The organism is Maribacter sp. 1_2014MBL_MicDiv, assembly GCF_001865655.1.
Lineage (GTDB): Bacteria > Bacteroidota > Bacteroidia > Flavobacteriales > Flavobacteriaceae > Maribacter > Maribacter dokdonensis.
Genome location: NZ_CP011318.1, coordinates 2,357,850 through 2,377,450 on the forward strand (window position 1 = coordinate 2,357,850; position 19,601 = coordinate 2,377,450).

The 19,601-nt window shown below is 37.1% G+C and carries 15 protein-coding genes; 5 read left to right on the forward strand and 10 right to left on the reverse strand.

What is annotated here, in order from left to right:
- Window positions 1-12 precede the first annotated feature (12 nt).
- Both YQ22_RS09915 and YQ22_RS09920 read right to left on the reverse strand, forming a co-directional pair.
- Window positions 13-222 carry a CDGSH iron-sulfur domain-containing protein gene (locus tag YQ22_RS09915; RefSeq protein WP_058104158.1) on the reverse strand — a complete coding sequence of 70 codons (210 nt, stop codon included), beginning with the start codon at window positions 220-222 and terminating at the stop codon, window positions 13-15.
- 173 nt (window positions 223-395) lie between these two features.
- On the reverse strand, window positions 396-1,874 hold the full coding sequence (locus YQ22_RS09920) for a sensor histidine kinase (RefSeq protein WP_071341069.1): 1,479 nt from the start codon (window positions 1,872-1,874) through the stop codon (window positions 396-398).
- Window positions 1,875-2,143: 269 nt separating this feature from the next.
- Between YQ22_RS09920 and YQ22_RS09925 the strand changes: the two genes are divergently transcribed.
- The 3 genes from YQ22_RS09925 (at window position 2,144) to recQ (ending at window position 5,618) form a co-directional block, all read left to right on the forward strand.
- Window positions 2,144-2,830: a GNAT family N-acetyltransferase gene (locus YQ22_RS09925; RefSeq protein WP_071341070.1), complete on the forward strand. Its 687-nt coding sequence runs from the start codon at window positions 2,144-2,146 to the stop codon at window positions 2,828-2,830.
- A gap of 188 nt (window positions 2,831-3,018) precedes the next feature.
- Window positions 3,019-3,351: a single-stranded DNA-binding protein gene (locus YQ22_RS09930; RefSeq protein ID WP_058104152.1), complete on the forward strand. Its 333-nt coding sequence runs from the start codon at window positions 3,019-3,021 to the stop codon at window positions 3,349-3,351.
- Between the two features lie 182 nt (window positions 3,352-3,533).
- Window positions 3,534-5,618 (forward strand): DNA helicase RecQ, encoded by a 2,085-nt coding sequence (gene recQ / locus YQ22_RS09935; protein ID WP_071341071.1) that lies wholly within the window; start codon window positions 3,534-3,536, stop codon window positions 5,616-5,618.
- 23 nt (window positions 5,619-5,641) lie between these two features.
- Here the strand turns inward: recQ and YQ22_RS09940 are convergent, their stop codons facing one another.
- The 6 genes from YQ22_RS09940 to metG all read right to left on the reverse strand — a co-directional run bounded on the left by YQ22_RS09940 (window position 5,642) and on the right by metG (window position 15,365).
- A complete protein-coding gene (locus YQ22_RS09940; protein WP_071341072.1) occupies window positions 5,642-6,796 on the reverse strand; it encodes a gliding motility-associated C-terminal domain-containing protein in 1,155 nt (384 codons plus the stop codon).
- Between the two features lie 26 nt (window positions 6,797-6,822).
- Window positions 6,823-9,096 carry a hypothetical protein gene (locus tag YQ22_RS09945; protein WP_071341073.1) on the reverse strand — a complete coding sequence of 758 codons (2,274 nt, stop codon included), beginning with the start codon at window positions 9,094-9,096 and terminating at the stop codon, window positions 6,823-6,825.
- Window positions 9,097-9,203: 107 nt separating this feature from the next.
- Window positions 9,204-10,037 carry a phosphatase PAP2 family protein gene (locus YQ22_RS09950; protein WP_071341074.1) on the reverse strand — a complete coding sequence of 278 codons (834 nt, stop codon included), beginning with the start codon at window positions 10,035-10,037 and terminating at the stop codon, window positions 9,204-9,206.
- Window positions 10,038-10,116: 79 nt separating this feature from the next.
- Window positions 10,117-11,019, reverse strand: a complete 903-nt coding sequence (locus YQ22_RS09955) for a histone deacetylase family protein (protein WP_071341075.1) — start codon at window positions 11,017-11,019, stop codon at window positions 10,117-10,119.
- Window positions 11,020-11,026: 7 nt separating this feature from the next.
- The gene (locus YQ22_RS09960) at window positions 11,027-13,150 is read right to left on the reverse strand and encodes a Tex family protein (protein WP_071341076.1); all 2,124 of its coding nucleotides are present in this window, start codon (window positions 13,148-13,150) and stop codon (window positions 11,027-11,029) included.
- A gap of 127 nt (window positions 13,151-13,277) precedes the next feature.
- Window positions 13,278-15,365 carry a methionine--tRNA ligase gene (gene metG / locus YQ22_RS09965; RefSeq protein WP_071341077.1) on the reverse strand — a complete coding sequence of 696 codons (2,088 nt, stop codon included), beginning with the start codon at window positions 15,363-15,365 and terminating at the stop codon, window positions 13,278-13,280.
- 211 nt (window positions 15,366-15,576) lie between these two features.
- Between metG and YQ22_RS09970 the strand changes: the two genes are divergently transcribed.
- Window positions 15,577-15,756 (forward strand): hypothetical protein, encoded by a 180-nt coding sequence (locus tag YQ22_RS09970; protein ID WP_071341078.1) that lies wholly within the window; start codon window positions 15,577-15,579, stop codon window positions 15,754-15,756.
- A 54-nt stretch (window positions 15,757-15,810) separates the two neighbouring features.
- Here the strand turns inward: YQ22_RS09970 and YQ22_RS09975 are convergent, their stop codons facing one another.
- Entirely contained in the window at window positions 15,811-17,514 is a 1,704-nt protein-coding gene (locus tag YQ22_RS09975; RefSeq protein ID WP_071341079.1) for a DUF1501 domain-containing protein, read from the reverse strand.
- An 11-nt stretch (window positions 17,515-17,525) separates the two neighbouring features.
- Window positions 17,526-19,019, reverse strand: coding sequence for a DUF1800 domain-containing protein (locus YQ22_RS09980; protein ID WP_071341080.1), 1,494 nt, complete (start codon window positions 19,017-19,019; stop codon window positions 17,526-17,528).
- A gap of 187 nt (window positions 19,020-19,206) precedes the next feature.
- On the opposite strand from YQ22_RS09980, the gene YQ22_RS09985 reads away from it, so the two are divergent.
- On the forward strand, window positions 19,207-19,566 hold the full coding sequence (locus YQ22_RS09985; protein WP_071341081.1) for a YraN family protein: 360 nt from the start codon (window positions 19,207-19,209) through the stop codon (window positions 19,564-19,566).
- Window positions 19,567-19,601 lie beyond the last annotated feature (35 nt).

Here is a 19,601-nt window from a genome sequence, read left to right on the forward strand (position 1 = left end):
GATTTGTTTTGATTATCCTATAAATTCTATTTTTCTATGGGCACCATCGCAAAACGGTTTGTTTTCAGATGCGCCACAACGACAAAAACCTGTGGTACCTTCTTTAGTTACAATTTCACCTGAGGCCAATTGTATTTCTAGGTTTCCTTTAACTTTTAAAGGACCGTTGTTGGCTACAATAATAGTGGTGACGCATTGGTCATTTGATTTGTTTTCTTCCATTTGTAAGTTGTTGATTTTAGAATTTTTAAGTTAGGAAAAAAATGATTCTTTTAGGAAGATAATTGGAACTGGTTTGTAAAACAGTACTCTTTTAAGCCACAATAGCTTTTGAGAAGGTTTATGTTACTTTGTATTGTAGGGTGAGCCTATACATCAATGCTTTGTAAGGTATCTTAATCTGGTAAAATATTCTCAAAACTTAGGGTGAACTTAGTGCCTTCGTTGATTTCGCTTTCGCATATTATTTTTCCACCATTCATTTCTGCAAAATCTTTTGTAATCAAAAGCCCAAAACCGGTACCGACTTCACCTTTGGTGCCTTTTTTGGTTTGGGGACAATGTTCGTTTTTTGAATTGAACCAATCTACTTGCATACCTGTTCCAAAATCTTCAACGATGATGTCAATTGTATCGGAGTTACATTTTGACGATAACATAATTTTTTGACCGTGTTCACTGAACTTTATAGCATTTGATAAAAGGTTACGTAGCATAACCTTTAACATATTCTGGTCTATGTAAATAACGGGACATAAAACCTCTTGTTCTATGTTTATATTTTTATCAAGTGCAGCCCGTTCAAATTCCTTTATGATAGTAATGAAAATTGCATTTAAATCACATTGTTCTTTATGTACCCTAACACCTTCTAGTTGTTTATAAGACCAGTCTAACAAAGTGTTGATCATTGATACCCTGTCATTGACATCACTTTTTAATTTGGATGTAATTTCCTTTAATGGACTATCTGATAATTTATTTTCTATCAATTCAATTAAGGTACTAACATTGTTGAGTGGTCCTCTTACATCATGCGTAAGCAAGGAGAATAGTTTGTTTTTTAATTTATTTACCGTTTCAAGTTCTTTATTTTGAATTTCAAGTTCCTTTTTGGCTAATTGTAATTGTTTGGTTTGTAAATCAACTTCGAATTCTAATCTATTATTGGCCTCTACCTGTATTCTCTTATTTTCATCTTGAATAGATTTGAATTTGAAACCCATTAATATGGAGAAAAGTATGATCTGTAAGGTTATTAAAATTGAGGTGATTAATAATATATAGTCAGTTTTGATATTGAAAAAATAACTTAACAACCAGGTAATTACGTATAAGATCGAGGCTAAAAGATAAGGTGTGTAAGAATAGAGGTAGTATTTATTGAATTTTTCTGCATGAAATAATTTAACTCCTGAGATGATATTTAATATCATGGTTGCCAATGCGGTAAAAGCGGCTAATAATTCTAGAAGTTTGCTAAAGGTATTGTATCCAGCGATAATGATGTTAAGAATATGAATAATGGTTAAGGCGATTGTTGCTACAATTAGAAATTTATAGGTTTTGTTTAACCTTGGTGTCTTATACTGGTTTATGGTAAGATAATTCCTTGTAAAGATTAAAAACCCAAAGGTGGTAACCATAGCGGTGATCAACGATGTATTTTGAACTAGTAGAGAAAAGCTCTTATCTGCATCGAATAGCAATAAATAGAGCGTAAAATGAGCGGTTAAGCCTATCAATATAACACAGTAGTAAAGTAATGCCTTATACCTTAGAATTATGTAAAGTAATATGTGATAGATTGCAAAAACACCAAAAATTGCCGTAAAAATAAAAGTTTCAAAATATTGATAATCAATAACGTTCATAAGTGCAATAGGTGTATTAGGTGATACAAAAAGAAGTTTTCATTGTAACTTCTAGCCTATACTATTCCAGAACATATAGAATATAGGTTTTCAAAATGGTTGGTTTATTAATTACTTTGTTTAAAATAGATAAAAAAGCTTATTTATTTAAACAATGTTCATTTTTTAATATTAAAAAGCGTTCTAATTATATTTATTTAACAAAAATCTTTACTAGTCGTAAATATATAGTTAGCTAAGATTTAAATTGTACTGTTTATATTTATATAATGACAGCGTTAGAACAGCAACTTAAAAATCCGGTGTGGTATTCCTTAAATGAAACTCACAAAAAATTTGCGGTTAAGTATAAGGAAGTATTATTTTATGATCAAGAAGTGTGCACTTTTGGTGCATTTTTTGATGAAGATAGAACCACTGCCGCTTCAAACCAATACCTTAAAACTACCGATAGTTTTTTCTTTGTATCAGAAAATAAAACTCCAAAAGTTGATAGTGCCCATGTTTTTTTGGAAAAGAAAATAGATGGTTGTCAAATGGTTCTGAATGAGTTATCAGATGTTTCTATCACTGAGGAAATTGTTTTGTTGGGAGATGAACATATCAATGAAATATATGATTTGGTTTGGTTGGTAATGCCCGGATATTACAGAAGAAAAACTTTTGAAATGGGTAATTACTACGGTATTTTTAAGGATGGTAAATTGGTTTCAATAACAGGTCAACGAATGCAAACAGATCTTTTTATTGAGGTTAGTGCCGTTGTCACCCATCCGGATTTTACGAGACGAGGACTTGCAAAACAATTAATTGCACATACAACAAAAGAGATTCTAAAAGAGAATAAGAAGCCCATTCTTCACACCAATAAGGGTAACTCTGCAATACCTCTGTATGAAAAATTAGGATATACTTTAACTAGAGATATGAATTGGTGGTTATATCGTAGAAAATAATATAACTCTTCTATGTTTTGTAAATTACTGTAAATCAAAAATAAAAACGTTTATAAACGAATGTAAACGACAACTAACGATAGTAAACGTTTACATACCGAATAAAATTTCAATGCTGTTCTAGGTTTGCGGTGTTGGGCTATAGTAGCTTGATAGTATGAACTGTTAAACCATTAAATTTTAGTAAGATGAACGCATTAAAGAACAAAGTACAGTTGATTGGACATTTAGGGCAAGACCCAGAAATTGTAAACTTGGAAGGAGGCAACAAATTGGCAAAATTTTCCATTGCTACCACAGACAGTTACAAAAATGCAAACGGAGAAAAAGTAGACGATACCCAATGGCATAATATTGTAGCGTGGGGTAAGACTGCTGAAATCGTAGAGAATTATTTGATAAAAGGCAAACAGGTTGCCATAGAGGGAAAGTTAACCCATCGCTCTTATGAAACCAAAGAAGGTGATAAAAGATATATTACCGAAGTTAGGTGTAATGAGCTGTTGATGTTAGGAAAGTAATAATTACTATCAGGTCTTTGAACTGTGCTAAAAACGGGTTGACACACATCTGAATATTAGGAGTTAATTATGTGTAAAGTTCAGTTGGCACCATTAAATCGGCATTATAAATGTAGATGAATGCAAGTCTTAGTACAGTCCAAAGACCTTTATGGTATTCAAACTTCTTATTTTTGCAAAACATGATGACACAAGAGCAAGAATTACTTCCCTTATTAAAGAAATATTTTGGTTATGATTCTTTTAAACCGAATCAATTATCAATTATTGAAGATGCATTGCAACAAAAAGATGTATTGGCGATAATGCCAACAGGTGGTGGTAAATCCCTTTGCTATCAATTAACGGCTCTGGCACTTGAAGGAACCGCTATTGTGATTTCACCACTTATAGCGTTAATGAAAGATCAGGTAGATGTGCTTAAAGCTAACGGTATAGCTGCAGAGTACTACAACAGCTCCCAGTCTGTAGAAACACAACAAGAAATTTTAGGGAAGTTAGAGAGAGGAGAGTTGAAATTATTTTACGTTGCTCCTGAAAGTTTAGGCTTCTTTAATAACATTCTCGGGAACTTAAAAATAAGTCTTTTCGCAGTTGATGAGGCACATTGTATCTCTTCATGGGGACATGATTTTAGACCGGCTTATACTCAGCTCGGCGGATTGAAAAGAAGGTTTTCTAATATTCCTTTTATGGCTCTTACGGCAACTGCCGATAAAACTACACAAGATGACATTGTTGATCAATTAAGTATTCCGAACGCCAATCGCCATTTAGCTTCTTTTAATAGACCTAACCTGTATTTGGATGTAAAACCTGCCCAAGATAGAATAAAGCATATATTAGAATTTTTAGAGGAGCGTCCTTTTGAAAGCGGTATTATCTATTGCCTTAGCCGAAAAAGTACCGAGGCTATTGCCGAGAAATTGCGCAATGCAGGTTTTAAGGCCAAAGCTTACCATGCAGGTATGTCTTCAGATGAGCGATCATTGGTGCAAGAAGAATTTATTACGGACAAAGTACCGATCATTGCAGCCACCATTGCATTTGGTATGGGAATAGACAAAAGTAATGTGCGTTGGGTCATACATTATAATTTACCTAAAAATATAGAAGGCTATTATCAAGAGATTGGTCGTGGTGGTAGGGACGGACTGCCAGCACATGCCTTGTTGTTCTATAGTTTTGCAGATGTAGCACAATTACGAAGGTTTATAACCCAAAGTGAAAATGCAGATGTTGAATATGCTAAATTAGAGCGCATGCAACAGTTTGCCGAAGCCTTAAGTTGCCGTAGGATTGCATTGTTGAACTATTTTGGAGAACAAGTTACCCAAGGTTGTGGTAATTGTGATATATGTACCGCACCGCCTGCTTATTTTGATGCTACGGTATTGGCTCAAAAAGTATGTTCCGGAGTTGCCAGACTAAAGGAGCGTGAGCCTATGGGTATGGTGATTGATGTTTTAAGAGGGGCAAAAAACGCACAGGTATTAGAGAAGGGATATGAGCATATAAAAACCTATGGCGCCGTAACAGATGTTACATGGTTAGATTTACAGCAGTATGTAATTCAAATGTTGAACCAAGGTATTTTGGAAATCAACTTTAGGGAAGGGGCTAGGATCGGGTTAACACCCTTGGCAAACGAAGTTTTGTTTTCCGGTAAAAAAATACAATTGGCCGTTTTACAAAAAGCCGTGGAAAAGAAAAAGGCACCATCCAAATCAAAAGTGAAGAAAACCGATTTATTCGAAAAACTACGATTGCTTAGGCAACAGATCGCAACAGAACAGAATGTTCCTGCTTATGTAGTTTTTGGTGACGCCAGTTTGAAAGATATGGAAGCCAAGTTACCTAAGAACGAAACGGAATTTATGGAGGTATCCGGAGTAGGTCAGGCGAAATTAGAGAAGTATGCAGATGTGTTTTTGCAGGAAATTAAAAAGCATGTAGGCACTAAAAAATCTAAAAAGAAAACTCACGATCAAACTTTTGAACTGTTTTCTGACGGATTATCGGTTTCTGAGATAGCCACGCAAAGAAACCTATCTGAAAACACCATTTACGGACATTTAATGAAAAAACATGCCGAAGGTGAGGAGCTAGATTTAGATCAGTTTGTTGACGCTAAAGAAATAGCACAAATAGAAAAAGCCAAATCAAAATTAACCGATGCTACAGGGTTGAAAGATTATTTTGAATACTTTGAAGAAAAAGTGCCTTATTGGAAAATTAAGTTTGCGTTGTATATGTTGGATGACTGACTTTAATAGTACTATGGTTCAGATTATCGGTCGATATATAAATAGCCTTGTATTGAAAATTCTCCTCCATTTACAGCTGCTATATAGTAATAAATACCTTGGGCTAAACCTGCATCTCTATCTAAAGCAGATATTGTTTTTCCGGTATTTCCATCAAATTCATCGGTATAATTTTGTGCTTCAAAAACAAGTAATCCATTTCTATCGTAAATATGGAGTACGTTATTTTCATAATCCGCTAGTTCTTCAATAATAAACTTGTCGTTTATACCATCACCATTCGGACTAAGCATATAATGATAACTGTTTAGTGGAATTTCTGGTTGTTCGTTTTCATTTTGGTTAAAAATTCCAAAAGTAATTGCGGCGTAATCATTGGGTATAAAAGGTTCTGAACTTAAAAATCCACTGTTCAAGTCGCCTGTATTCCCTCTGCCTCCTAAGCTTTTCCATTGAGATGTAGAAATATGATAACCAACTATTTCAATGTCATTGATATCATCGGTAATTCTTTCTATGCTGCTACGTTCATTCCAATCAATTGTTATTGAAACTTGGTGAGCTCCTTTTAGTATCCAAAATTCGTTAGTGTTGATCTGTGCTATTTCTTCATTACTATAAAACGGATAGTTCTTTGTAGAATCTTCAAATAAATAGCAGGCCATATGTTTAACATTCAATAGCGTACTTTCAACAGAGATGGGTCTTAAAAAGATATTGTCACCTGTAGGAAACATGAAGTGTTCTTGGACATTGGCTTTAACAAAACCATTCATTTTAGAGAAATCAGATGATCCGGTTGAAAAAGACAATTGGCTGAATTCCAAATAGTTGATGCTATCTGTTTTTGTGGTTTCTAAATCTCCTAAAATAAAATTTACATTATTGCTGATTGTAACAGGTACATTTAATAATATGCTTGAAGCATTTGCTATTTCTAAATCATAGAGTTTTGGTACTACGTTTCCTGAAATATGATAAGAACTTTCTCCGTACAGTCCGACTAATCCACTATTACAAAAAAAAAAGCCGTCATTTATTATTGGTCCAAAAAATCCCACTTGCCCATTAGTATGAACTTCAAAATCTCCATGGTTTCTCATTTTTTGTCCTTGTAATTGCATGGCAGTTACTAAGAATAGCAATATAAATGGGTATGTAAAATTTTTATGTTTCATAAAATGGGATGTTAGAAGAATGAACTTTAAAGTGATCTTTTCAATTTTAACTCTGCATTTAAAACTTGAGATATGCCAGTTGCGCCTAAACTTCTAGACATTCTTAATTCAATAACATCGTTGCCATTACTTGTATATTCAAAAAATCTACTCGTTGGGGCAGAGGTAATGTTTACAACGTTTGGCCAAATGTTCAATACTGGAGTAACTCGTGTACCATTTACATAAATAGCGAATCTGTTTTTAAATATTCCCAACGTCTCTAAAATTTCCCATTGGATTTCCCCTACATATTTTGCTCCTGAGATATTACTTAATACGGGATTAAAGGTATGTGCCACTATACTCAACTCAATAGTGTCAATGCCCAGAAGGCTTGAAGTGCTAAAAGTAGTTGACTGGGTTAGTATTTCTGTTTGAAGATATGATATTAACGCAGAGGTACTTAAGGTTGTAATGGCATCTGCATTGTCTAAATTCTGAACAATTGCTGATGCGCCATCAGTTCCTTCAAGACTAGTAAGCCATTCCGATTCCGTTCCGGAGTATCCATTGTTCACTGCAATTTGGTAAGCGCTAAGTCCTTCAGCGCCTGTTGCTCCAGTTGCGCCTGTAGCACCGTCGTTTCCGTCAGTTCCATCGGTACCTTCAAGACTGGTAAGCCATTCTGATTCCGTTCCGGAGAATCCGTTGTTCAACGCGATCTGGTATGCGCTAAGTCCGTCTTCGCCATCGGTACCTGCAGCACCTGTTGCTCCGTCATTTCCGTCATTTCCTTCAAGGCTGGTAAGCCATTCCGATTCCGTTCCCGAGAATCCGTTGTTCACTGCAATTTGGTAAGCACTAAGTCCGTCTTCACCGTCAGCACCTGTTGCTCCGTCGTTTCCGTCAGTTCCTTCTAGGCTGGTAAGCCATTCCGATTCCGTTCCGGAGAATCCGTTGTTCACTGCAATTTGGTAAGCACTAAGTCCATCGGCGCCTGCCGCTCCAGTTGCGCCTGTAGCTCCGTCGTTTCCGTCTGTACCTTCGAGACTGGTAAGCCATTCCGGTTCCGTTCCGGAGAACCCATTGTTCACTGCAATTTGGTAAGCACTAAGTCCGTCTTCGCCTGCAGCACCTGTAGCACCATCATTTCCGTCACTTCCTTCAAGACTAGTAAGCCATTCCGGTTCCGTACCGGAGAATCCATTGTTCACTGCTAATTGATATGCGCTAAGTCCATCTTCACCGTCTGCACCCGCTGCTCCGGTTGCTCCGGTTGCTCCAGTTGCGCCTGTAGCACCGTCGTTTCCGTCAGTTCCATCTGTGCCTTCAAGGCTGGTAAGCCATTCCGGTTCCGTACCGGAGAATCCGTTGTTAACTGCAATTTGGTAAGCACTAGGTCCATCGGCACCTGTTGCTCCGTCGTTTCCATTCGTTCCATCTGCACCTTCTAGGCTGGTAAGCCATTCCGATTCCGTTCCGGAGAATCCGTTGTTTATTGCAATTTGGTAAGCGCTAAGTCCGTCAGCGCCTGCAGCACCTGTAGTACCTGCAGCACCATCATTTCCGTCAGCACCATCTGCACCTTCAATGCTAGTAAGCCATTCCGATTCCGTTCCCGAAAACCCGTTGTTCACCGCGATCTGGTATGCGCTAAGTCCGTCGGCGCCTGTTGCTCCATCTGCACCTTCAATGCTTGTAAGCCACTCCGATTCCGTTCCGGAGAATCCATTGTTCACTGCTATTTGATATGCGCTAAGTCCGTCAGCGCCTGCAGCACCTGCAGCACCATCATTTCCGTCGTTTCCGTCTGTACCTTCGAGACTGGTAAGCCATTCCGGTTCCGTACCGGAGAACCCGTTGTTCACTGCAATTTGGTATGCGCTAAGTCCGTCGGCGCCATTCTGTCCTGGTAAACCTTCTGCGCCAATGTCTCCTTTTTCCCCTTTAAGGCTGGCAGCATTGGGAGATGTGAACGTTAAACCATCATTTGCAGTTAATGTAAACGATCCATCCTCATTATCTATTATTGAAATACTGTTTGTTGATTCTTCACATAAACTTATCCACTGAGTGCCATTGTATGTATAAATACATCTATTGTCAATATTATATACAAGTGCACCGTTTAGGGGACTTATATTCAACATTTGTGAATTTGTAACTCTTGTTAAGACAAGTACTTTTGTGTTGCTTTCAAGTTCTAAGAGAGAGGAATTATCTATGGAATTCACTTCGTCCCCTATTTTGACCTGTGCAGAGGCGAAACTAGATATTAAAAAAAACAACAATAATTTGTAGGTAAGACTTAAATGCATAGCGTTTGTTTATTTCGCTAAGAACATTAATATTAAGGTCTTATGTAATAAAATGTTGTAAAATGTAGGAAAACACCTATATAAATGTATTAATCTGTTGTAGGAATTTAAAAATTAACGGTCACACCCATAGTGCCTGGACCAAAATTTAAGTTCCAACTGACCAACTTCTTTTGGTCGTTGTACTTTTGGTCATATTTTTTGTCCAAATATCTGTCTATGGATTCTACTGTTGCAATACTTATGGCAAAAGCAAAGACCATATCGCTCAACCAATGTTGACCGTCCCAAACACGTGAAATACCAGGTATTGCTCCTAGGGTATAAATTCCTGCTTTTACCCATGGACTCTTAAATTGCTTACCTATGGCATATGCATTCGTAAATGCAAGTAGGGCATGTCCAGATGGAAAAGAATGGAAATTTCTGCTGGAGTTAAATGGATCAAAGGTATCCTTACCTAGATCGGCGAGCGGTCTTGCTCTGCCCACGACCGATTTTAAGACCTGCTGTAATAATCCGGCAGAGGTGGCTGAGGATATCAGTAGCACACCTGTTCTTCTTAGTTTTTCGTTCTTGGTTATTAATCCCACTGCATAAACACCAGAAGTTGCCATGTAGTTGTTTGACGGGCTACCATAAAATTCTCCATAATCACGAATTACTTGGGGTACTCCTTCCCTGTTATTTCTAATAAACCTAGAGGTATCATCATCTGCTAAATATACCAAAGCTGTACCGCCAACGACCGCACCAAATTGAGCCCATTGATTTCCTTCCCAATGTAGGGGTCTTGTATAAGAATATCCCACACCTTGAAACATGGTGGCAATATCATACTTGAACATATTCCATCTTGTTTCAACAGAATCTTTACTGGTTTCTTGTGCACTTAATGAGATACATAAAATAAAGCCTAAAAGGGTCAATAATTTTTTCATGGTGCAAATTTAATGGGTTGGTCGTTTAGAATATAGTGAAATTAGAACAATGTTTGATCCTATTACTATTGAAAAGACATTAAAAATATAGACGCTGTGCTATTCTAAATGTATTTGCATGAGCATTTACAATAATCTTGATATCTGGAGAATAACCACCACCCATGCTGCATTGCACAGGTATTTTTAGTCTATGACAAGTGCTTAAAACAAACTCGTCCCGTTTTTTGCATCCTTCTAAAGTTAAACCTAAAGTTCCTAATTTGTCACTCTCAAGAATGTCTACGCCACATAGATAAAAGATAAAATCTGGTTGTATATTTTCAATTAGTCTAGGTAATTCTTTGTTTAAAATAGAAAGATAGGTCTCGTCGTTGGTTCCTTTAGGTAGGGCAATATCAAGGTCAGATTCTTCTTTTTTGAACGGGTAGTTACTAGCCCCATGCATGGAGAATGTAAAGACCGATTCATCATTTTGAAATATTTCTGCCGTTCCGTTGCCTTGGTGCACATCCAGATCAACAATGAGAATTTTTTTCGCCAGCCCTTTATTCAGTAAATACCTTGCGCCAATAGCCTGATCGTTCAGCATGCAAAAGGCTTCACCATGGTCGCTATAAGCATGGTGGGTGCCACCGGCAATATTGATGGCAATGCCATTTTTCAATGCATATTCACAACCTTTTATGGTGCCATCGGCAATAATACGTTCTCGTTCTACCAGTTCTTCTGATAGTGGAAAACCTATTTTCCGTGCCATTTTTGGCGAAATCATAATGTTCAATAAATCATAGAAATACTCAGGATCGTGTACCGCTATAATATACTTGTCATTTGGTATTTCTGGCTCAAAGAAATTAGCCTCGGTACATGTGCCTTCATGAATAAGTTGCTGTGGTAGCAGTTCATATTTTAGCATTGGAAACCGGTGCCCTTCTGGCAATGGATGTTTGTAAATAGGATGATAGGCTATTTTTAGCATTACATTTCTATTTGTGAAGCTTCAATTGAATTCTTTTTCTTGAAACATCAACATCTAATACCTTTACAATTATTTGTTGGTGTAAATGAACATGCTTGTTAACATCTTTAACGAAGCTGTCCGAAAGATTTGAAACATGGATCAATCCGCTTTCCTTTATACCTATATCCACAAAACACCCAAAGTTGGTAATATTGTTTACAATACCTGGTAGTAATTGCCCACTGTGTAGATCGGTGATCAATTTAATAGTTTGATCAAAGGTGAACACCTTTGCCTTTTCTCTACGGTCCAGTCCAGGTTTTTCCAATTCTGAACGAATATCCTCCAAGGTGGGTAGTCCAACTTCGGCGGTACAATATTTTTGTAAGTCTATGTCTTTAAGGAGCGTTTTGTTGCCAATTAAGGAAAGAATTTCGGTTCCTTTATCTTTTGCCATTTGTTTTACGATACCGTAACTCTCTGGGTGAACGGCAGAATCGTCAAGCGGATTTTCAGCATCTTTAATACGTAGAAATGCCGCCCCTTGTTCAAACGCTTTGCCGCCTAAACGAGGAACATCCATAATATCTTTTCGGCTTTTAAAAGCTCCTTTTTCCTTTCTTTGGCTTACAATATTCTCTGCTAATTTAGGACCAATACCAGATACATAACTTAATAGTGGAACACTGGCAGTATTGATATTTACGCCGACGGAGTTTACACAACTTTCAACTACCGTATCTAAGGAAGTTTTTAGCTTGTTTTGGTCTACATCATGTTGGTATTGCCCTACACCAATAGATTTAGGGTCTATTTTTACCAATTCTGCAAGTGGGTCTGCTAAGCGCCTACCAATAGAAACGGCGCCACGTACGGTAACATCATAATTGGGAAACTCTTCTCGCGCAATTTTAGATGCGGAATAGATAGAGGCACCAGCTTCGCTCACTACAAAAACTTCAACGGGATCGTTGAATAGTACTTTCTTTACGACTTGTTCCGTTTCTCTTGACGCGGTACCGTTGCCAATGGCAATAGCCTCAATTTTATACGCATTTGCCAATGAGCTTAATTTTTTGATAGCTCCGCCAAAATCGTTTTGTGGCGCATGTGGGTATATGGTTTCATTGTGTAGCAAATTGCCTTGGGCATCTAAACAAACCACTTTGCAGCCCGTTCTAAAACCGGGGTCAATGGCAAGTATACGTTTTTCTCCCAAAGGAGCGCCCAATAATAATTGTCTCAGATTATTGGAAAATACAGCAATGGCATCATCGTCTGCTTTTTCCTTTGCCGCTTTTAAAAGTTCATTGGATAAGGAAGGAAACAATAATCTCTTATAGGCATCTGCCAAAGCCATTTCAATTTGTTGGGCACAGGCATTATTTGTTTTTATAATTCTGTTTTCTATTCGGTCTAATAATCGTTCATCATCCAATTCAATTTTAACCCGAATGAATTTTTCAGATTCTGCACGAAGTATAGCTAATAATCTGTGGGACGGACATTTGTTCAAAGGCTCGCTCCAATCAAAATAATCACGGAATTTCTGCGCCTTTTCATCATCTTTTTTTGTGCCGATCAATTTGGTGCTAATAATGGCAAATCTTGCTAATTGAGATCTGATAGATGCTCTAATATCTGTTCTTTCATTTATCCACTCAGAAATAATATGGCGTGCACCTTCTAAAGCATCATCTTCATTCTCAACAGTATTGCTAAGGTATTTAGATGCCGTAAATTCAATATCATCATTACGTTGCGCCATAATGATTTTTGCCAAAGGCTCTAGTCCGTTTTTACGTGCAACTTCGGCTTTTGTTTTTTTGCTTTTTTTGAAAGGTAAATAAAGATCTTCTAATTGGGTAAGATCTTCCGCGCGCTCAAATTTTTGTTGTAGTTCCGTTGTAAGTACGCCTTGTTCATCAACTGCCCTTATAATTGCTTTTTTACGTTTTTCTAGCGCTTCAAATTGTTCCTTGAATTGAACAATGGCTCCCACTTGGACTTCATCTAAATTGCCGGTTTTTTCTTTACGGTATCTTGATATAAAAGGTATGGTGCAATCGGCATTTAAAAGCTCAATGGTATTCTGTATTCCTTTTTCGGGCAGTTGGGTGTGTTTAAGTATAAAGGGCAGTAATTGCATGTAAAATCGTTTAGAACTTTTAAAAATACCCATTATTAGGTATTGAAATCAAGGTGTAGACCTATTTATCTAAAAACAAAAAGCTTTGGTGATTAACCAAAGCTTTTAATGATATATTCTGTTTGGTTTAATTAATGGTCAATCCATTACCAACTCCATCCTCGTCAGGATTTACAAATACCAATTTTCCATCGGCGTTTTCTGTCATCAAAATCATACCTTCACTCTCAACACCGCGCAATGCTCTTGGTGCTAGGTTGACTAACACCGTTACCTTTTTACCAACTATTTCTTCTGGTTTAAAGCTTTCTGCAATACCGGAAACTATGGTTCTAACATCTAATCCGGTATCAACCTTAAGTACCAAAAGCTTTTTGGCCTTCGCCATTTTCTCAGCTTCGATAATGGTACCTACACGCATATCCAATTTAGAAAAATCATCAAAGGTAATTGTATCTTTTTGTGGCATTACTTGTTTGTTTTCGTTCTCGTTCGCTTTTTTGGTCGCTTCTAACTTATCTAACTGAGTTTGTACTTCAGCATCCTCAATTTTTCTGAAAAGTAACTCTCCTTTATTTATTTGATGTTCAGGCTTCAATAATGCTTCTTTATCAGAAACATCGTTCCAGTTAAGACTTTGGCTACGCTCAGTCCCCGAAGAGGATAGATTTAAAATATTCTTTAATTTATTAGAAGTAAATGGTAAAAATGGCTCACTTAAAACAGCTAAACCTGCAGCTATTTGTAAAGCCACGTTCATAATTGTTTTTACGCGTTCTTCATCTACCTTAATGACCTTCCATGGTTCTTCATCGGCTAAATATTTATTCCCCAAACGGGCAAGGTTCATTAATTCCTGACCAGCTTCTCTAAAACGGTAACGCTCAATAGAAGTTGAAATGATTTCAGGGTATTTTGATAATTGCTCAAGTGTCTCTGCATCAACGTTGGTTAAACTACCTGTAGCTGGTATTTTGCCATCATAATATTTGTTGGTCAGTACAACTACCCTGTTAATGAAATTACCTAAAATGGCAACTAATTCATTATTGTTACGTGCTTGAAAATCTTTCCAAGTAAAATCATTATCCTTTGTTTCCGGTGCGTTTGCTGTAAGTGTATAACGTAGCGAATCTTGCATTTCTGGAAAATCCACTAAATATTCATGTAACCAAACCGCCCAATTTTTAGATGTAGAAAGCTTGTTTCCTTCTAAATTCAAGAACTCGTTTGCAGGAACGTTTTCCGGTAAAATATAGCTTCCTTCTGCCTTTAGCATAGATGGGAAAATAATACAGTGAAAAACAATATTATCCTTACCTATAAAGTGCACCAATTTAGTGTCTTTATCTTTCCAATACGGTTCCCAGTCTTTTCCTTCACGAGCAGCCCATTCTTTGGTAGATGAAATATATCCGATCGGGGCATCAAACCATACGTATAATACTTTTCCTTCTCCGCCTTCAACAGGTACCGGTATACCCCAGTCTAAATCCCTGGTGACAGCTCTTGGCTCTAAGCCACCATCGATCCAAGATTTGCATTGACCGTAAACATTTGGTTTCCAATCGTCCTTATGTCCTTTTAATATCCAATCTTTAAGAAAATCCTCATATCTGTCCAATGGTAAGAACCAGTGTTTTGTTTCCTTGGTGGTTGGTACTGTTCCGGTAATGGTCGACTTTGGATTTATTAAATCCGTCGCATTTAAACTTGACCCACAATTTTCACACTGATCACCGTATGCCTCTTCATTTCCACACTTTGGACACGTACCTATTACAAAACGATCAGCTAAAAATTGCTGGGCTTCCTCATCATATAGTTGGGCTGTAGTTTCCTCTATGAAGTCTCCTTTCTTGTAGAGTGTCGTAAAGAAATCCGATGCTGTTTTGTGATGAACGGGAGCAGAGGTTCTAGAATAATTATCGAACGTAATACCAAAATCCATAAACGATTGCTTAATTATTGCGTGGTATTTGTCAATAATATCTTTTGGGGTAACGCCTTCTTTTTTAGCTTTCATTGAAATGGCAACACCATGTTCATCGCTACCGCAAACAAAGGCGATATCTTTACCTATTGATCTTAAGTAACGGGCGTAAATATCTGCAGGCACATAAACACCGGCCAAATGACCAATATGAATTGGACCATTTGTGTAAGGTAGTGCTGCAGTAATCGTATATCTAGAGGGTGATTTAATATCGGACATCAAAATAAATTAAGCCACAAAAATACTGAATTTGCTGGGAGAATTACTAATATCCGAGCAATTGAAGTTATCGTCCTAATGAAACTATAGTCAATATAGGACTGGTAAGTGAAGTAAATATTAGGGAGGTTACTGAAAAATATACTAAAACGAATAAAAAAAAGTTCTATTGTAAGAAAAAACTTATTTTTTTAACTAAAATATATATGGTATGGCAGTTGGTGATTCAAAAAAACTAAAGCTAGATAAATGTTTAGAAAAGTTAGATATAGAAGGAAAGAGCGTTGAGAAAAACATTAAGAATGTGGCTTTGGTTCACAAGAACAAAAACCATAGGGTTATTAAAGAATTAAGATTTGAATCTAAGATGAACAATTCTAAACTTACATAAAAAAAGCCCTATTTACATATTGCAAATAGGGCTTTTTCATTTGTGGGAAACAAACTAGGCTACCATAACAGATTTACTCATCTTTTGATTCTGTACATTGATTCTATAGATGTATTTACCTGTAGATAACTGTTCGGGCATGCGCTCTCGTATATTTATTTCTGTAGAACCTTCTAACATCATTTCGTTGAAAACGGTGCCTACTTTTTGTCCTAAAATATTATAAAGTTGAATATCTACGTGTGCAGAAAATGGCATTTCTAGGTAGATATGTGGTGTCTGATCCGTTGGGTAGAATGGTTTATGTACCACAGCGTTCAATAAATCTGGAGTTATAGGTGTTTCGGCCTCTTCCCCTGGCGGTACCGGTGGTGTAACTTCACCATCACTGTAAGCTATATCCGGAAATGGTTCTCCACTACAACTAAAACCTAAATCTACCGGAACATAGGGTTTGTAATTCAATAAATGTGCCTCTACCAATGGAATGTCAACGCAGAGCCACTCTGCTAATACCGTGGCGTACAGATCTCTAAAATCCATTGTATATTCTAAATTACCTCTTCCGTCCGGGTCATCTAAAGTGGGATGGTCACCTACAAAAGCACTACCGTTTAAGCCTGATCCAAAGAACAATGTTGGTGTGGCCTTACCGTGATCGGTACCATTAGAACCATTCTCGAAAATACGTCTACCAAATTCAGAAAAAGTCATGCTCAATACTTTATCATCTTGTTGAGTAAATGCAATATCTTCATAGAAGTTATTTACGGCTACAGATAAGTTGGTCATTAAACGTGCATGTGCCTGTGGTTGATTGCCATGGGTATCAAATCCTCCCATAGAAATCATATAAACCTTAGTACCCAAATTACCTTTTATCAATCTTGCTATAAGAGCCAGTTGGCGGGCAAAACTATTATCTTGATATTCAACTTGGTTTTGTCCACGTGTGTAAGCGTCGTGAATAATTCCTGAATATTCATAGGTTGTATTGGCAACACCTCTTAAGAACTTTAATTGATCACCGTACATACAATTGTTGAACAAAGTATCTTCTAGACCATAAACTACACCAGATTCGGCTATTTCTTCTAATTGATCCACATTTGAGGTGACAAAGGCATAATTGGTTTCGTCCCCTTGAAAGACCAAACTACCGAATTGTCCAATTTGAATGGCAGCAGGTGCTGCTGGCGGATTTACTAAATAATCTGGGTAAATACTTTCAAAGTGCCTGCCCATCCAACCAGTATTTAGTCCACTAAAACCCGTAGTTTCTATGTCTGTATTGGCAAAAATATCTGAACCTGTAAAGTGTGATAAACTTTGACCTTCATATCCTACACCATGAACAGCTTTAAACTGACCTTGATCCCACATTGGGGCAATGGAATTCATATAGGAAGGAACACCAAATTCATCGGTCAATTTAAGTACTTTACTTTCTGGTATATATATGTTGGGTCTTGCATTTGCGTAACTATCATATTGTTCAATGGGAATAACGGTGCTTAGCCCGTCATTGCCACCAGATAAGCGAATGAGTATAAGAATATTATCTGTTTCTGCTGCTGATATACCTGCAGACAATGCAGATGGAGCAGAAGCTGATAGCATGTTGGAACCTAACATCATTGAGCCTGATCCTGCAATGCCCATTGCTTGTAAAAAAGAGCGTCTGCTCCATGTTTTATGTTCTTCATCATGACCTTCGTGATGTAGGCCTTTAAATGGGGTATGGTGTGTATTGCACATAGATGTAGGTGTTATTTTAATTGAAACTCAGGTTGTCTCGCTAAATATTGAAAAAGTAGATATACTTGAAAAGGTGCTTGTGGCCAAGTGGCCAAGGTCCAAGATTCTTGGTTGCCACCTTCATAATACACATCTTCAACATCACTCCTGAAAATTGTAAATGCTTTGGCATATTCATCTTCATTTAATAGTCCTTTGGAGAGGATAAAATCGATTATTAGCCTTGCAACTTCATCTGGGTTAGAACTGGTTAAGCCTGCATTACCGGATATTTCTAATCCAAAAGACCTAAATTGTTCATTATCGGCCATGTAGAAATTCTCTAAAATACTTTCTATAGTAAGCCATCTCCCGATCATAAAATTAGTGTTGATCCAAGATCGGTCTCTTTGCCATCCGGCAACATCAAACGGTTCAAATATCTCTTGACTTAGCAATGCGCTATAATTTACCATTTCGGCTACATTGGTATCGGTATAAGCAAAACCAGATTCGTTGAGCGTGTTAAAATAGAAATCTACAGGGCTCTTTATAATAACCCCAATAGCTTCATCATCAAAAAAATGTTGACTCTTGAATAAAAGTCTTAGAACCGGTGCTAATTCAAAATCATTGGAGACTAAAGTAGCTGCCATGCCATCGATTATAACTTGTGCGTTATTGGCATCATCCCTAGAGTCTGGGTGAACAAAGAATTCGTATAGTTTTCTACAAATAAATTCGGCTATTTCAGGAGCCCTTTGCTCAAAAAGAATATTGATGACATCATCATAGCCCCAATTACCTGTCTGGCCCAAAATGGTTTTACTACCGGCATCGTGCTTGGTAGCATCAAAGGCTACTGGAGAACAACCAATTTCACCACGTTCTACATAACCGCTCAAAGCCTTGGCAGTTTCAATAATATCTTCTTCCGTATAAGCATTGCCCTCACCTAAAGTAAAGAGCTCATACAACTCCCTTGCATAATTCTCATTGGGGTTGTTACCATTGTTATATACACCATCTAGGTAATACAACATGGCATTTGTAAGCCCTATTTCTCTGGTAAATGTTCTAAAATTACCTATTGAGTTTCTTTGTAAACACTCTATATATTCATATAAATAGGAGTTGCAGTTATAAACCTCTAATTCCGTAACAAAATGGTTACTCCAAAAAAAGCTTAACCTATCTCTTAAATTATTGTTCAACAAGCTATTGGCATATGCTAGCTGAAACTCGTTCTTTTGTTCTCTCTTTAGTTGATTGCTAGCGTCACTATCTTCAGGATAATTAGCATTAGTCCATGTTGCCCAGGTAGGAGCAGTTATCGTGGGCATATTCAACGCTTCATCAACCAACTGATCAACCAAGGTGCCGGCATTTTGTCCCGTGGCTTGGTCTATAGTGGCGACAGAGGCGCTAAACCCTAATCGTCTATATAAATGAGATGCTCTAAGCTGGTCTAAATTAGCTGTATACGGAGCAAGAGTAGAAGTATTACAATTAATGAAATATTCCATAGTCTTAAAATAGGCATTTGTATTACGTTCGTAGAGTTGGGGCTTCTATGCTAAACGTTTCGAAATTTGGTATAGTATTTAAAACTATCTATTTTCGATAATCTGGAATCAAATAACGAGAATTATCCTTATAATGGCGTCGAAATTCCTATATTTTCGATGAATTGCACAATTTGAGCACTACTACATGGGAAAACATAACGAGTTTGGAAAGGAAGGAGAACAATTAGCGGTAGACTTCCTTAAAAAGAATGGGTATGTCATTTGCTACAAAAATTATAGGTACTTAAAGGCGGAAATAGACATTATCGCTAGAAAGGATGATGTGCTGGCCATTGTTGAAGTCCGATCAAGAAGCTCAGATTTTCTAGAGAATATTGCTGAAACGGTTACACCGAAAAAAATAAAACTATTGGTCATGGCAGCTGACCATTATGTTAACGAGAATAATATGGACGTTGAGGTTCGATTTGATATTATTACCATCCTTAAAAATACTAAGCAATTTCAACTTGAACATATAGAATCCGCATTCTTTCATTTTTGAATAATCTACCTAATTAGTAGATTTATATAAAAACA